We start from the raw sequence: 15795 nt of genomic DNA on the forward strand, positions 1-15795 counted from the left end.
TTATATCAGGTTTCGATTCACACATAGGCGAACAGAGGCAACATTCCGGCAAAAGAAAATATTCATAATTACAAACCCGAACAATCAAATCGTTTTTCCGCATATAGTTCGCTTTTCACCGCCAAATTACGCAATTTTTCATTGACAGCACCGACTAATACCATTAACCTAGTAAAGGATTTACCCAATTAAACAATGATCAATCGTTCGTATATCCTCAACAATATGGTTTGGGGGTTTCTACAAGGAGCCAAAGAATCCTAACTACGAGCATAGGGGTACGTGTATCTATAACCCTCCCTATGCTTGCAGGTTAGGTTTTTTTTATTTGGGGGAAGCTAGGTCAACAAGGTTTACAGGAGGCGCTGCAAGAGATGGACAAACTATTTAAGCTGCAAGAACGTGGTACTACCGTGTCAACGGAAGTCATGGCGGGGATCACGACATTTTTAACCATGGTTTATATCGTTATCGTAAATCCCGGTATTCTGAGCGAAGCGGGCATGGATTTCCATGGCGTATTCATCGCAACGGTGCTGGCCAGTATTGTCGCAACTTTGATAATGGGCGTATTCTCCAACTATCCCATCGTTATTGCTCCGGGGATGGGGTTAAACGCTTATTTTGCTTTCAGTGTCGTAGGTGGAAGCGGGATATCGTGGCAGGTTGCGCTTGGGGCTGTTTTTGTCGCGGGCATTCTCTTCGTACTGCTGTCGCTCACTTCGTTCCGCTACGCACTGCTGGATGCGATTCCGACAAGTCTGAAGCACGCTATCACGGCGGGGATCGGTTTGTTCATTACATTCATCGGCTTGCAAAATGCGAAGATCATCGTCGACTCCCCGGCAACGCTGCTGACACTGGGCGATCTCTCTGCGCCGATGACGCTGCTTACTATAGTAGGACTTGTTATTTCTCTTATTCTAATGGCCTACCGTGTACGAGGGTTTCTATTTATAGGCATGATTATAACAGCCATCATTGCGTTGATAACCGGGCAGATGCACTTCCCGGATGCTGTTGTTTCGATGCCGAGCGGACTGTCTGCAACGGCCTTTCAGCTTGATATTGGCAGTGTGTTTACGAAAGGGCTCTACTCGGTCATCTTCACCTTCCTTCTAATTACGCTGTTCGATACGACAGGCACCATGCTCGGTGTCGCGGAGCAGGCGAATCTCTTAAAGGACAATAAATTCCCGCGTTCCCAGGGGGCACTGCTGGCTGATGCGGCCGGCACTACAGTCGGTGCACTTCTCGGAACAAGTCCGACTTCTGCTTATATCGAGTCTAGTGCAGGCGTTGCAGTCGGCGGCCGCACAGGTCTTACGGCTGTCGTTGTTAGTGTGCTTCTAGCGGTAACGTTATTCTTCTCACCAGTCGTATCCGTACTTGCCGGCATCCCGGCGATTACGGCGCCTGCGCTTATTATAGTAGGCTTCTTGATGCTGAATGTGCTGCGTAAAATCGAGTGGAATGACATCGAAGAAGCTTTCCCCGCTTTCCTCATCGTCGTCCTTATGCCGCTAACATACAGCATTGCAACAGGGATCGGCGTCGGGTTTATCGTCTATCCGATTCTGAAGCTGGTACGCGGCAAACGGAAGGATGTGCACCCGATCTTCTATTTGTTTGCCGTGTTGTTCTTCATCCAGCTCGCATTTTTCAATCATTAAAAAAGTTTGAAAAGTATGAGTGAAACTTTTTTGGAATATCTCCTTACTCTAGAGAAAATCTAACATTTAATTGCTATACTGACGTTGCAGCAAACAAATGTAACCGCCACAGGGGATAGGAGTCAGTCATCATGAATAGAGTCGTGGGATTGGGAGAATGGGTTTGTTCAGGCAACCAAGTAGAGACTATCACAACCTTCTCCCTGTCCACCTGTGTGGCGGTTACAGCTTACTGCCCGGTTAAGAAAGTAGCGGGCTTAATTCATATTGTGCTTCCGCAGCCGTTCTCCGTGAAGGACGAGCTCAAACGGCCAGGCCATTTTGCCACAACAGGTGTTCCTTTGCTTATTCGCAAAATGGTAGAGCAGTTTGGTTGCCGCAAGCACAACCTGATTATCCAGCTGTTCGGAGGCGCACAGCCGAAGAAGCGGGACTACTTCCGAATCGGAAGCCGCAACTTGGAGCAAGTGCAGCTGATGCTGCAGCATCTGAATATAGAGCCAATTAACGCTGAAGTCGGCGGTCAAGTAAGCCGCACGCTCATTATGAGCGTGAAGACAGGCGAGATTAAACTCTCGACCTTACCGCTCAGTTCGTAAGAAGAGTACACAATCAGCGACAGATCACCTAGAGGAATTCCACCATTGTTGTCGAATGATGACTGATAAACCTATTAAGCAGGTGCGCAGACATGACGACTTGGACGACTACAACCACAATTATAGGAACAATTGCAGCGGCTCTCTTATGGGGCCGCTTCTGTTACGTTCGGATGCGCAGAGCGGATACGCAATTCATGGCGCTTCAATTGGAATATACGACCTTGCTGCGTGAGCAGCAGGGGATTACGTTTAAGCTTAAGAAGGTAGACGGTAAATATCGCTATACACTGGCTGACGGCCAGCTGTTCTATATGCTTGGACTAACGCAATCAGACATCGGCAAGACCATGGAAGAAGTCATGCCGGAGAACATGCATGATTATGTTAGAAGCATGTATGACCGCGCATGGGCTGGGGAACAGTTTCAATACGAATCCGGATTTAATGGCTACACGTATTTGAATAGTGTCATGCCGATTAAGGAAAACGGCGAAACGGTGGAAGTCATCATTGTTGGCAGCGACATTACCGAGCGGAAGAAGGCGGAGAAAGACATTCAAGAGAGCGAAGACCGCTATCGCCGCTTAGTGGATTTGTCGCCGGATGCCATTATGGTCATTATGGACAGGAAACTTGTACTCGCCAATCAGAAGGCGGTTGAATTTCTGGGCGACGGCAGCCTGGAGCAGTTAATGGAGCGTCCGCTTCAGGCTATGGTGCATCCGGATTATTTGCCAAGAGCGAGGAAGCATGTCGAACAAGTGCTTGAAAGTAAGGACGTCCTTCTTCCTTTCGAAAGTGTCTATTTGCGCGTCGATGGGGAGCCGATCGATGTGGAGGTGACGGCATCCTGGATGCAATATAACGGAGAGTCTGCCCTTATGGTTATCTTCCGAGACATTACGCAGCGTAAGCTTGCGGAGCAGCAGATGCAGGAAACGAATAAGCTGCTTTCTCAACTAGCCAATGTCGACGGACTGACGGGCATTGCCAACCGCCGACATTTTGACGATATGTTCGACAAGGAATGGGAGCTGGCCGTTCATGGAGCGCTTCCGCTGTCGGTTATCCTTTGCGACATCGACTATTTTAAAGCGTATAATGATAGCTACGGGCATCAAGAAGGTGATACCTGCCTGCGACGGGTGGCTGGTGTTCTAAGCAGCATATCGCTGCCTAACGGCGGGTTTGTCGCGCGGTACGGCGGTGAAGAGTTCATTGCACTGCTTCCGGAGACGAACATTGAGGATGCGGCTGCGTTCGGCATCATGCTCCGCGAACAAATGATGATGCTCGATATTCCGCACCGTGCTTCGCGCGTTAGCAGCTCGGTTACAATTAGTGTAGGTGTAGCGTCCTTAACCCCGACGATCTTGATCGACAGAGATATGCTCGTTCGTCATGCGGACACGGCACTCTATGAGGCTAAGCAGCAGGGGCGGAATCAAATGAAGGTCTATAGCAGCGAATCTTTGGTTAAAGAAGGTGTGTAGGTGGCCAAGCAGAAGTTTTATGTCGTTTGGGTAGGAAGAAAGCCGGGCGTATACAGCAATTGGGGCGAGTGTCAGGCGCAAACGAGCGGATTTGACGATGCCAAATTCAAGTCCTATGAAACAAAGGCTGCAGCCGACGAAGCCTATCAAGGCGGATGGAAGAAGCATTGGGGACAAGGCAGCAGCGCGGGGACAAGCTTCAAAGGCGCGCCTAAACGCAAGAGCGCCGGAGCAGCGGATGTGGGCAGCGAAGAGATTGATTACAACAGTATCTCGGTAGACGTAGGGACGAACGGGAATCCCGGACCTGTGGAATATAAAGGCGTGGATACGCAAACAGGCGAGGTGATCTTTGCTGTAGGCCCGATTTCCAAAGGAACGAATAACCTTGGAGAGTTTCTTGCCATTGTACATGGACTAGCTTATTTGAAGAAGCTTGGCAGCACGAAGACGGTATACAGCGATTCGATGAATGCGCTCAAATGGGTAAGGCAGAAAGAAGTATCCTCCACGCTTGTCAGGGATGCGTCAACGGCGGAAATTTGGGGCATGGTAGACCGCGCGGTCAAATGGCTGCAAACCAATTCGTATTCGAACAAAGTGCTCAAGTGGCAGACGAAGCAGTGGGGCGAAATTAAAGCGGATTACGGGCGCAAATAAGCATCCGTATTATGCAGAATACTCGTAAATGAACGGAGCACAGTTATGGCTTTTCAAGAGATTACCGAACAGGAATGGTTGGGGCAAACCAAAGCGGAGAACGAGCGGGAAGCGATCTACTTCTTCACGCCGCTCTGCGGGACATGCAAACTGGGGCTGCGTATGCTCGAAATCGTAGAAGCGGCTGGGGCTGCGACGCCGATTCGGACGATGAACATCAATTTCTCACCGACTCTGCGAGACGGATGGCGAATTACTAGTGTACCTTGCCTCGTACTTCTGGAGGGTGGAGAACCTGTCCGTTTCGAATACGCGATGAGGTCTGTCGACGACCTGTATCGACTGCTAAAGTAACGTTCCTTTCACACAGAAAGGAACGTTTTTTTTTGATTTTTTTTTGAGAATAAATAGAAATCTAACAGTTACTAAATAACTTTACTAACGACTGTGTGGTACATTAGTATCATAGTAGTGCAAAAGCACGATTTTTGGTGGAATTTGTCGAAAATCCCTCTTCATTGACATATAAAAGAAGCTGATTAGGAGGCGGAGCTTGTGAAGGCGAATTTCAAGCCCTTTCTATTTATATTACTATGCTCTACCTTGCTGGTTGCCGGAATCAGCTTCTTTTCCTATTCACAGTCCAAGTCGATTCTGAAAGAGAAGATGACGCTCTCCACGCAGCAGATGGTTATGCAGTCTGTTGATAAGTTGAACCTCACGTTACGAAACTACGAGGATTTGACCTATAACTTTATTACGGACAGTGTGATCTTAAGCAATTTGGCCGATTACAGCAGCAGCAGCAGCGGCAAGCTGAATCAATATTCCGCTGCGAATGCAATCAAAACTACCATTGCGGTACGTTTCTTCAGCAAAGGCGAAATTACAGCCGTCCACCTCTTGCCTCAGGATACTGATTTTAAGGCAATCACGACAATCCCCCCTGATATGCCTATCATCGACTACACGCATACAGATTGGTATAGAGCAGCCATAGCCGGAGGCAGGGTGGTATGGCATGAAACGAAGAGCGAGGGCTACATGTCCGGCTTGTCGTCGTTTGCTATTAGCCGCAGCCTGACACTGAGCTCGGGACAACGCTATATTCTTATGGTTGAGATCAGTACCCGAGTGTTGAATGACACGCTCTCGGAGAGGCAGCTGGGTGACAGCGGTGAAATTGTGCTTCTGGGTGGAGGCAATCATCTGCTGAGCGCAGCCAGCGGCGCCAGTGAGGGAGAGGTTTATAAGGTCCCTGCTCTGAACTGGGCTAATATTGATAAGGATGCATCCTTGTCTACGATCGATACCGCTACGATCAAGGTGAAAGGTACGCAGTATTTGATTGTGGTAGGCAAGCTGTCCTCCGCAGGCTGGAAGGTGGAAGCGGTGTTTCCGGTTTCGGATCTGGTGAAGGATACGAGGAAAATTCGCAATACAACGCTCGCAAGTGTGCTTACTATCGCGATCGTGACGTATTTGCTCAATTATTTGTACCAGCGCAGGCGAAGTGAAGCCAAGATCCGCTATATGGCGTATCATGACCATTTGACGGACTTAGCGAACCGCAAGCTGTTTAACGAGCTCTTGGAGAAGGAGATTGGCATTGCCAAGCAGCATGGACACCGTTTTGCCGTATTGTTTATCGACCTTGACCGACTTAAGATCATTAACGATACATTCGGACATGGCGCTGGTGACAAGCTGCTCGTCGATATTTCCGATAAGCTGAAACGGCATCTCGATAAAGCATTCACGATTGCGAGGTTTGGCGGGGATGAGTTTCTTGTATTGATGCCTCAAATCAGTGATTACGACGAGGTTGAAACGGTTATCTATGATATCGCAGCCCTTATTCAACAGCCGATCTATTATCAAGATAAAGAATTATTTGTTTCCGCCAGTATTGGCGTCAGTATCTATCCGCAGCACGGTGAAGACGGACAGTCGCTCATCAAGAACGCCGATATGGCGATGTACAGCGTCAAGGAAAGCGGACGAAGCAGCCACAGGTTCTACGATGCGGCGATGGAGAAGAAATCGTATGGAAATCTGTCGCTCGAGCGGGATTTGCGCAAGGCATTGGAGCGGGAGCAGCTGCTGCTGATGTATCAGCCGCAATACGAGCTCGCTACCGGACGAATCGCCGGCGTCGAGGCGCTTGTCAGATGGAAGCATCATGAGCATGGACTCATTTCGCCGGCTGAGTTTATCCCGATTGCCGAGGACTCCCGCCTCATAATTCCGATCGGGGAATGGATTTTGTATACGGCCTGCAAGCAGAATAAGGCATGGCAGGATGCCGGATTACCTGCGGTGCAGGTCTCTGTTAATCTATCCATTCATCAATTTCAGAACAACGGCATTATTGAAACGGTGTCGAGTGTGTTGCAGCAGACAGGTCTTGAACCACGGTATCTGGAACTTGAAATTACGGAATCCATTGCCATGCAGGATGTCGAGAAGGTCATACTTACGCTGCAAGGTCTCTCAGAGCTCGGTGTCAAAATATCCATCGATGATTTTGGAACGGGGTACTCTTCACTCAATTACTTGAAGAATTTCCCCATCCATCGACTCAAGGTGGACAAGTCCTTCTTGGACGATATGATCGAGAATCCGAAGGAACGGGCGATTGTCGGAGCCATCATCGTCATGTCCCACAGCTTGAATTTATGCGTGACTGCCGAAGGTGTCGAGACCATGGAGCAGGTGCAGCTGCTCAGCGAATTAAATTGCGACGATGTTCAGGGCTACATATTCAGCCGCCCTCTCTTGCCAGAAGATTGCGCGAAGCGTTTAGTCGAAAATGTCAGTTATGCAGGCAGGAGGCCATAACTATGGGAGTTTATCCTAGTAGAAAGCTGCGTCCGTTTGTTTACGCATTGATGATGATAACCATAATAATCGCAGGCTGCAGCAATAAGCACAATCCGAGTTCGGAAGATGTCAGTCCAATGAGCCTGCCTGTCCAGTCGGATTCCCCCGCAGAGAAGGTTACCCTCAAGATGATGGAAAGCCTAACGAACCCTCAGCGAACGAGCATCTTGAAAGAGCAGATCGCTCAATTTGAGGCGGAGAACCCCATGATTCATGTGGAGCTCATCTCGCCTCCATTTGACCAGGCGGACGAGACGATTCGAACGATGCTGGCTGCAAAACAAGATCTGGACGTTATCGAGGTTCGAGATGTTAATATTGCCTCTTATGTGAGTAAACAGTACATAGACCCCCTGGATACGTATGCTGCGGGCTGGAAGGATTTCTCGACTGTGGCAGAGATTCCGCTAGGTGTCGGCAGTGTGAAGGGGCAGCTTTATTTTCTGGCCAATGGGCTGTATGAACGGCAGCTTTATTATCGCAAGGATTGGTTCGACAGTCAGAATCTGACCCCGCCGGCAACGTGGCAGGAGCTGTATGAAACGGCAGTGAAGCTGACAGATCGCACCAAGAACCGCTATGGCTTCTCCTTCCGCGGTGCGAAGGGAGCCAATTCGATCTTTGATACGATGATTCGGACGTACAATGGCGATCAGATGAATTTGGATGACGGGGCATTCCGTAAAGACGGCACGAGTGCATATTCATCGCCTGAAGCGGAGCAGGCACTTACGTTATTTGAATTGCTCTATAAGAATGCCTCGCCCGAGGAGTCTCTGTATTTTGGCTTTGAGGAGCAGGTCAAGGCATTCACCTCGGGTCAGACTGCGATGCTGCTTCAGGATTCGGATGTCATTCAGACGCTTCAGGCTAAGATGGCGCATGGCACATGGGCTACAGCCCCGATGCCCACAGGACCGAACGGGAAAGCGTTAATTACAGTCGGCGCAGCAGGCTGGGGAATTCCCACACAGTCGCTGCATAAGAATGAGGCATGGAAGCTGATCGCCTACCTGTCGAGCCCGGAGCAGAACATCTCCTTTGGCAAGCGGTACGGATTGGTGCCGATTCATACGACTGCTGCATCTGATCCGTTTTTTATGACCGGTCCCTATAAACCTTTAATCGAAATGAACAACAATCCGGATAAGTATAGGTATTATCGATTGCCCATTCAGTATCCAAGTTATTTGGAATGGGAGAAACGCTCGACCAAAACAGAACAGCAGATGCTCCTCGGGGAAGCAACGGTACAGGAAACACTGACGGAGTGGGATGCCTTCTGGAAGGAACAGCAGGGGCTCATGCAGCGTTAATAAGAAGCAGGTCTGCCAATTGGGTGGGCTTGCTTTTTTTGTAAAAAAACGTTGACAGTTTGTCCTAAGCGGGAGTAGCATAGGTGCCATGTTACAAAAAGTAAACCGTTTTCATTCTATTGCGGGGAGTGTACAGCGACTTGTATAACTTTAATGGTTTGGATTTAGGCATTGGTAACCTAGCAAGACTGTCGAATGCGAAGACAAGGTCGATTAGTCCGGAGAACTTTACAGGTGAGCCAGGCAAGGGCGCTATGGCTGCTGAGGGTACAGGCGCAAACTGTGCACGTGATTTAGGCGTTGGCTGGAAAGTATCGCCATCGGTCGAAATCGCGGCGGGAGAAACATTAACGATGGGCGAAATTGCCGGCCCCGGGGCGATTCAACATATTTGGCTAACTTGCCATCCGGGTTCGTGGAAAAATATGATCTTCCGCATTTATTGGGACAATGAAGAGACGCCTTCCGTGGAAGTACCTGTCGGCGATTTCTTCTGCAATGGCTGGCAAGAGCGCTGCAACGTGAATTCCTTCCCGGTTGCGGTCAATCCGGCTGGGGGCATGAACAGCTACTGGCAAATGCCTTTCCGCGGCTCGGCACGACTTACGATGGAGAATACTTCGACAACGGATAAGCATGTCCTATACTATCAAATCGATTACACTCTGACGGAAGTGCCGGAGGATATGGCTTATTTCCATGCACAGTGGAGAAGAAGCAATCCGGTTGCTTATAAGGATGTTCATACATTAATTGACGGCGTTAAAGGTAAAGGCCATTACGTTGGTACGTACCTCGCTTGGCAGGTAAACAATACCGGCTGGTGGGGTGAAGGCGAAATCAAGTTCTTCATGGACGGGGACAGTGAGTTCCCGACCATCTGCGGAACAGGTACGGAGGATTATTTCGGCGGCGCTTGGAACTGGGAGCATCCGCAGGGACAATACGGCGTCTACTCTACGCCGTTCCTCGGAATGCACCAAGTGATTAAACCGGACGGGTTGTATCGCAGCCAACAGCGTTTCGGCATGTATCGCTGGCATATCCAGGATCCGATTCGCTTTGAGTCCGAGCTGCGCGTGACGATTCAAGATCTGGGCTGGCGTTCCGGCGGCCGCTACTTGCCGCAGCAGAGCGATATCGCTTCGACTACCTTCTGGTATCAAGCGGAACCGCATGCGCCATTCCCAACCTTACCGGGGAATGACGAGCGGGAAGTTATTTAATTCGTGTTTTTTAGGATGGAAGCCGGCTCAAGATGAGTCGGCTTCTTTTGTATGCTATGATAAACTCATCCTAAACATTGGAAAAGCAGGTGGTATCGCTATGCCTTCGCGTAAGTTCGCTGGTTTGTGGAAATGGATCGCAATAACAGCCGGCTATGCGGTCTTGATGGCTGTGTACGTCTGGTTTACATCGCCGAATAATGTACCGACCGGCTACGTCGGAACCGCTGCCGACCCGGCGACATTCTTCAGTGCGGAACAATTGAAGGACAGCGCGGTGTTAAACGCGATGCGCAATTGGATTTTCTTCATTAGCGGGCCATGGGAATGGCTGATTTATTTGTTTCTGCTCTTCGGCGGCTTAGCTCGTTATTGGCGGGATGCTTTGGAACGCACAGGTCTGCCGCTTGTTGTGCGTTTTCCGATCTTCGTGCTGCTTGTCGACGCAGCCTCATTCGTGCTGTATTTGCCGCTTCGCGTGCTCGGGTATAGCTTATCGAAGTCATATGGCATTACAACGCAGCACGTGCCGGGATGGATCCGGGATAAGCTGGTTGCCTTTGGTGTGGGGTATGTGACGCTGCTGGTAGTCTCTGCGGTCGCGTTCTGGATTCTCTCGCGAAAAGGCAGATGGTGGCTGAAGCTGTGGCTGATCTCGGTGCCGTTCACAGTGTTCATGATGTACGTGCAGCCGGTCGTCATTGATCCGCTGTACAATCATTTTACAGAGCTGTCTAATCCGCAGCTGGAAGAACGTATTCTAGAGCTCGCTGCCAAAGCAGATATACCGGCTGATCGCGTGTATGAGGCGGATATGTCCACCAAGACGAATGCGATCAACGCTTATGTGACAGGGATCGGTTCATCATTACGCATTGTACTCTGGGACACGACGCTCAAACAGCTGACGGAGCAGGAGATTCTGCTCATCATGGCGCATGAGATGGGGCACTATGTGATGCATCACTTAGAGTGGAGCGCGCTAGGCGCTGTCGGTTCATCCCTTGTCGTTATTATAGTCGGCGGTTGGGTGTATACATGGAGTATTCGCCGCTACGGAGAACGCTTCGGTATTCGCAGTCGCTCGGATATGACGGCTCTGCCGCTCTTGCTGCTTATTATCGCGGTGCTTTCCTTCGCGTCACTGCCGGTTAGCAATTTCGTTTCGCGTGGCGCGGAATCCGCAGCCGATGCGTATGCGATGGATTTGCTCGATAGTGCGGACGGCTCTATCTCGATGCAACAGAAGACTGCGGTCATTACGCTTAGTGATATTAACCCGCCGCTGCTCGTGCGTTGGTTCCGGGATACGCATCCAAGTGATCTGGAGCGGATTGCCGCGGCGATGAAATTCGAACGTGAGCATAAAGGGGAAGGGACGCATGAGTAATCCTTCTGAGAGAGGAGAAGTTTCGCTCTACTTGCTCAGCGGCCTAGCAACCGCTCCGCAATTCATGGAGAGCTTTCGCGCTGCGCTGCATGCTATACTGACTCGAGAAGGCTACGAGGTTACAGCATCTAAGCTGCTCTTTCCTTATGGGGATTGGAGCCGGAACGTTATCCCGCAGCTCTGGGAAATCGGGCGAGATATGAGGCTTAACCCGCGAGGTGCTGCTCGTTCCATCGGGGGGAAGCGGGCCTTCGAGGAAATTCAGGCCGGACGGCTTCGCCGCGGGCAGCATGGAGGCCGGACGATTCTAATCGGCCACAGCGGCGGTGGCGTAGCCGCCGTGCAAGCGGCGAAGCTTCTGCATGAACAAGAGGGCGGGCAGCCAAGCCCGGTTGTGATGATTGGCTCGCCCAGATGCCGCATTGCGCAGGAACTGCGGCAATCGGTGCTGTTTGTTCATGCCACCGCGGAGTCGGACACAGCTAGCGACCGAGCGGTTGATACGATTAGCCGGCTGGGCACATTCGGCGGCTGGGTTCAAGGTCGTCGGCGAGGTTTCCTGCCTGTATGGCAGCAGGATAAGCACGGTCCGGCAGGATCATGCGGCGTACCGATTATAGGCAAACATGCGGATTATTTTCGCGAGCACGCTCCTTACACGAATCGGATGGGCTTATCCAACCAATGGCTGACGCTGCAGGCCGTTTGGGGCTGGCTTAGCGGGGTCCTCTAGAACAATGTCTTGCTGTTCAGGGGAATTTTTGCTATTTTGCATAATAGACAAAACAATTCATGGTGACACAACGACTGGGAGGAACTAGGGAGCATGCTTATTGGAGCGGTTGAAGCCGGAGGCACGAAGTTTGTTTGCGGGATCGGTAATGAGAAAGGCGAAATTCTGGATCGGGTGAGCTTCCCGACTGAACAGCCGGAGAAGACGCTGGCGAACGTCATCGCGTATTTCCGTGAGAAAGAAGTAGAAGCAATCGGAGTCGGCTCGTTCGGTCCGATTAATATTGATCCGGCCAGCCCGTTATACGGGTATGTAACAACTACGCCAAAGCCGGGCTGGGGCAACTATCCGTTCCTGCCTGAGCTGCGTAAGGTGTTTGACGTTCCTTTTGGCTGGGATACAGATGTAAACGCGGCTGCACTGGGTGAAGCAACTTGGGGCGCGGCTGCCGGACTGGATAGCTGCCTTTATTACACGATCGGAACCGGAATCGGTGTGGGCGTCTATGCTGAAGGCAAGCTCGTGCATGGTCTGGTTCATCCGGAAGGCGGACATGTGCTGACGCGTCGTCATCCTGAGGATACGTATGAAGGCTTCTGCCCGTATCATGGCGATTGCTTGGAAGGCATGGCCGCAGGACCGGCGCTTGAGGGCAGATGGAAAGTGAAGGGCAGCGAGCTTGGGATCGATCATCCGGCTTGGGCGATGGAGGCTTTCTATATCGGACAGGCTGTGTCGAGTGCGATTCTGCTCATGTCGCCGAAGCGAATTATTCTAGGCGGCGGCGTTATGCATCAGGAGCATCTGTTCCCGATGATTCGTGAGGAGGTTCGCAAGAACCTGAACGGCTATGTCAGCACGGAAGCTTTGCTTGGCGGTATCGACGAGTACATCGTGCCACCGGGTCTTGGCGATAACGCGGGCTTGAGCGGTGCGTTGGCACTTGGTCTGCGTGCGTTTGGCGCGAAATAAGCATGTGAAAAAGCTGCCCCACAAGTCGATAAGTCGACTTGTGGGACAGCTTTTGTTTTGCTTCGGGGGAGATTGACGTCTCCGTTCGAGGACATCGCGCGTAGCACTACGGGGTGTTCCAGGTGCGAAAAGCATACTATTGCATTACTCGCTCAGCGAGCGTACATAGCGCAGTGCGCTGCTTGAAAGCTCTTCCCACTGATCCGCGTGGTCAGGCGGGACTTGGATCCAGCCTTTCATCGCCTTCCCGGGGGACGGCTCGAATGTCCCCGCGCCTTCCAAAGCTGCGGCGCCGTTGTCCGCGGGCAGCTTGAAGACCATGTTGCCACGATGGAACATGGCGAATGCTTTCTTGTTGATTTTCAAACATTTTGCACCGAACATGCTGCCCTTCACGACTTCATCGCTCAGAACCAGTTGGTCGCCGATCTCGTTGTACTTCTCCTCATAGTGAGACAAAATCCGTTCCTCCTATTCCTCGCGAACAAGCGGTTTGCCGCTGAAATTACGTACTTCGATCGCTAGCTGCGGCGGTGCTGTTATGCGATAACGAAGCTCCCCATTCTCGATTCGCCATTCTAGCTCAACAGGACCTTCCGGTGTCGGAAGCTTCCCGCTGCACGACTGCAGTGTCGTGTCCGTAAAGGCAATCGACAGCTTATTATGCTTGAGATCCAGCGACTCGATGCCGAGTGCATCCCGGTAGAGACTGCGTACGACATGAGAGGCAAAGCCGTGATTGCAGCTGGCAGTCGTCCGATTATGCTCCCAGAGCGTCCCGGTTTGCTCGGCCATTACTCCGAAGAAGGCTTTGATTTCCTCTAGCAGCTGTACGGACGCGCCTAATTGAGACAGCAGCTCCATGCGCAAATAGTAGCCGATAAACGCATTCGCGGGATGAATCTCACGAATATCGGCGATTGTCGGCTCATCCGCGCCACGGCTCGGGCTGAAATCGTGAACGAGGCTCGCATACCACTCGCGCTGCTCCTCGGCATCCGCAATCCCGAAGAAGGCGGCGTAGTACTGGCACACCTCAGTGCGGTTGTCGGTCATTTCGATTTCGCCGTCCGCATTCTCAATCGCCTGATCGACGAAGAACTGCCCATCAAACGAGAATTCTCGGATGATCTGTTTGAGTGCGGCCCCCTGCGCCAAATAGTCTTCATTACTATAAAGTCTTCCTGCTGCCTCTAACGCTCCGGCGTAGAGCATGTTGGAAGGGAAGTTAATGCCGCTAACAAAGCTGTTTGCCTTCGACCATTCGATGAACACCCAGCTCTCCAAATTCTCAAGCAGCCCAAACTCATTATGGAAGCCTTGAAAATATCGCAGAAGCGCATCCACTCGCGGCTCCAGCGAACGGATAAGCGCTTCATCTCCGCCGCGGAAACGGAATTCCTCCAGCTGGATGATGAACCACAGCGCCCAGTTGGGAATGAATTCACCGCTGTAATGATCTGCAGGATAACACATCGGCAGCATCCCCTCCGGCAGGTGAGCGAAGTGCTCCGGCTGCAAGAAATTCTCCAGGAAGTTGTGCTCGATGACGGAGCGTCCGGTCAGATCGGCTTCCACACGAGCGGTGAAGAAGCTGTCGCATAACCAGCCTGCTCGTTCGCGAGAAGGGCAGTCCATGAAAATATCTACGGCATTCTGGCGAAACGACTCCCGCGCTGCTTCGAAGATGGCATTCAGCGCCTCATCGGAGCTGCTGAACTCGGCGCGATCCGCATCGGGATTGGCATATTCTCGCAAGGAGCAGCCGGAGAGAAGGCAGTCGCCGTCGAGAACGATAATCTTCATATATTTCAGCGTATACGGCTCAATCGACTCGAAGGTATAAGCGCCAGGTTCACAGGTCAGATAGATGACGTTAGAGCATTCCAACCTCAAATGATCGACATCGCCGTTCGAGAGAATCTCATCGAATGTAATCGCAATTCGCGAAGCGCGCTCGCAAGAGAATTGGACGCCAATAAACCCGGTTAAATTGCGATCATATGCCAGAACTGTTGTATCGTGGGTGCCAAGCTGCTGCTGCTGTTTTCCTTCATACACAATAGCCTCGCTATCCCGCCAGCTCGTCACTAACTCACCGAGCTCATCGGTAGGCAGAAGTGCAAGTTCGCCGATTTCGAAGCCTTTGAGATTCGGGCCGATTTCGCTTAGCGCGCGGTCCCGCCAAGGGGCATCAACATCTGAGCGTTTCGCAACAGTACCGGTCGCAGCGATTGCAGACGGGGCTTTGACTGTAAAGTCTGGATAGCTGACCCGCCGCGGCAGCAGCTGCTTCTCTTCTGCAAGATGCCAAACCGCATGGGAAGCAGGGAACGCTTGGACGTTCGTGCGCCACTCATGGACATGCGCATCCAACCGGTATGCCTCGATAAAAGCACGCTGGAAGCTGTAGCGCTGTACTTTCTGCACACGTTCCGGCAGCACGAACACGTCGAACCCTTGGGCCGGATTACCAGTGGCTGCCTCGATACGTCCATCAATTTCAATTTCGGCTTGGACAAAAGAAGGCTGGTCAAGTGTATAGAAGCTGTTCACATTGTAGCCAGCTGCTTCGATGACGACGATGTTTACGCCTTCCTGCACGACATCCGGCGAGAGCTCCCATTCATCCACGCGGTAATAGTCATGCGGTCCTGCCGCAGGGCCATGCCCGCAGAAATGCCCGTTCACATAAATACGATAACGGGAGGAAGCCGTGACCCTCACGAGTCGGCGTACGGATCCGGGTGCAGCGCTCACCTGAAATGGAGCTCTGAAGCCGCCGGTAATATTCATTTCCTTCTCTAGCCCTTCCGGCCAAATAGGCCGTGCGAATTGAAACATATG

13 protein-coding genes and 1 riboswitch are annotated in these 15795 nt (G+C 51.5%); of the genes, 11 read left to right on the forward strand and 2 right to left on the reverse strand.

All coding sequences use genetic code 11. The annotated features are described in order from the left end of the window. The first annotated feature begins 187 nt into the window (after positions 1–187). Positions 188–287, forward strand: a riboswitch (purine riboswitch). An 87-nt stretch (positions 288–374) separates the two neighbouring features. From AC506A_RS22415 to AC506A_RS22465, 11 genes are all read left to right on the forward strand, one after another. After that, the gene (locus AC506A_RS22415; protein WP_495463219.1) at positions 375–1673 is read left to right on the forward strand and encodes an NCS2 family permease; all 1299 of its coding nucleotides are present in this window, start codon (positions 375–377) and stop codon (positions 1671–1673) included. A 131-nt stretch (positions 1674–1804) separates the two neighbouring features. Further along, positions 1805–2272 carry a chemotaxis protein CheD gene (locus AC506A_RS22420; RefSeq protein WP_495463220.1) on the forward strand — a complete coding sequence of 156 codons (468 nt, stop codon included), beginning with the start codon at positions 1805–1807 and terminating at the stop codon, positions 2270–2272. Between the two features lie 92 nt (positions 2273–2364). Then, positions 2365–3768: a diguanylate cyclase domain-containing protein gene (locus AC506A_RS22425; RefSeq protein WP_495463221.1), complete on the forward strand. Its 1404-nt coding sequence runs from the start codon at positions 2365–2367 to the stop codon at positions 3766–3768. Then, on the forward strand, positions 3769–4428 hold the full coding sequence (rnhA, locus tag AC506A_RS22430) for a ribonuclease H (RefSeq protein ID WP_495463222.1): 660 nt from the start codon (positions 3769–3771) through the stop codon (positions 4426–4428). Between the two features lie 45 nt (positions 4429–4473). After that, positions 4474–4782 (forward strand): thioredoxin family protein, encoded by a 309-nt coding sequence (locus AC506A_RS22435; RefSeq protein WP_495463223.1) that lies wholly within the window; start codon positions 4474–4476, stop codon positions 4780–4782. Between the two features lie 201 nt (positions 4783–4983). Further along, positions 4984–7269 (forward strand): putative bifunctional diguanylate cyclase/phosphodiesterase, encoded by a 2286-nt coding sequence (locus AC506A_RS22440; protein ID WP_495463224.1) that lies wholly within the window; start codon positions 4984–4986, stop codon positions 7267–7269. A 2-nt stretch (positions 7270–7271) separates the two neighbouring features. After that, on the forward strand, positions 7272–8627 hold the full coding sequence (locus AC506A_RS22445) for an ABC transporter substrate-binding protein (protein WP_495463225.1): 1356 nt from the start codon (positions 7272–7274) through the stop codon (positions 8625–8627). Between the two features lie 140 nt (positions 8628–8767). Beyond that, a complete protein-coding gene (locus AC506A_RS22450; protein WP_495463226.1) occupies positions 8768–9853 on the forward strand; it encodes a glycoside hydrolase family 172 protein in 1086 nt (361 codons plus the stop codon). Positions 9854–9953: 100 nt separating this feature from the next. Next, positions 9954–11243, forward strand: coding sequence for a M48 family metallopeptidase (locus tag AC506A_RS22455; protein WP_495463227.1), 1290 nt, complete (start codon positions 9954–9956; stop codon positions 11241–11243). After that, positions 11236–11976 (forward strand): hypothetical protein, encoded by a 741-nt coding sequence (locus AC506A_RS22460; RefSeq protein WP_495463228.1) that lies wholly within the window; start codon positions 11236–11238, stop codon positions 11974–11976. Before AC506A_RS22455 ends, AC506A_RS22460 begins: the two co-directional genes overlap by 8 nt. Before the next feature lie 93 nt (positions 11977–12069). Next, a complete protein-coding gene (locus AC506A_RS22465; protein WP_495463229.1) occupies positions 12070–12948 on the forward strand; it encodes an ROK family protein in 879 nt (292 codons plus the stop codon). A gap of 144 nt (positions 12949–13092) precedes the next feature. On the opposite strand, the gene AC506A_RS22470 is transcribed toward AC506A_RS22465, so the two are convergent. Both AC506A_RS22470 and AC506A_RS22475 read right to left on the reverse strand, forming a co-directional pair. Then, positions 13093–13407 carry a TfoX/Sxy family protein gene (locus AC506A_RS22470; RefSeq protein ID WP_495463230.1) on the reverse strand — a complete coding sequence of 105 codons (315 nt, stop codon included), beginning with the start codon at positions 13405–13407 and terminating at the stop codon, positions 13093–13095. 12 nt (positions 13408–13419) lie between these two features. Beyond that, entirely contained in the window at positions 13420–15792 is a 2373-nt protein-coding gene (locus AC506A_RS22475; protein WP_495463231.1) for an alpha-L-rhamnosidase-related protein, read from the reverse strand. Positions 15793–15795 lie beyond the last annotated feature (3 nt).

This window comes from Paenibacillus sp. N22P23, from assembly GCF_059383735.1.

Excerpts from the sequence above, each read along its gene's own strand:
- AC506A_RS22445 (WP_495463225.1), top strand. The coding sequence starts at position 7,272 with ATGGGAGTTTATCCTAGTAGAAAGCTGCGTCCGTTTGTTTACGCATTG.
- AC506A_RS22420 (WP_495463220.1), top strand. The coding sequence starts at position 1,805 with ATGAATAGAGTCGTGGGATTGGGAGAATGGGTTTGTTCAGGCAACCAA.
- AC506A_RS22435 (WP_495463223.1), top strand. The coding sequence starts at position 4,474 with ATGGCTTTTCAAGAGATTACCGAACAGGAATGGTTGGGGCAAACCAAA.
- AC506A_RS22460 (WP_495463228.1), top strand. The coding sequence starts at position 11,236 with ATGAGTAATCCTTCTGAGAGAGGAGAAGTTTCGCTCTACTTGCTCAGC.
- AC506A_RS22425 (WP_495463221.1), top strand. The coding sequence starts at position 2,365 with ATGACGACTTGGACGACTACAACCACAATTATAGGAACAATTGCAGCG.
- AC506A_RS22455 (WP_495463227.1), top strand. The coding sequence starts at position 9,954 with ATGCCTTCGCGTAAGTTCGCTGGTTTGTGGAAATGGATCGCAATAACA.
- AC506A_RS22415 (WP_495463219.1), top strand. The coding sequence starts at position 375 with ATGGACAAACTATTTAAGCTGCAAGAACGTGGTACTACCGTGTCAACG.
- AC506A_RS22475 (WP_495463231.1), bottom strand. The coding sequence starts at position 15,792 with ATGTTTCAATTCGCACGGCCTATTTGGCCGGAAGGGCTAGAGAAGGAA.
- AC506A_RS22465 (WP_495463229.1), top strand. The coding sequence starts at position 12,070 with ATGCTTATTGGAGCGGTTGAAGCCGGAGGCACGAAGTTTGTTTGCGGG.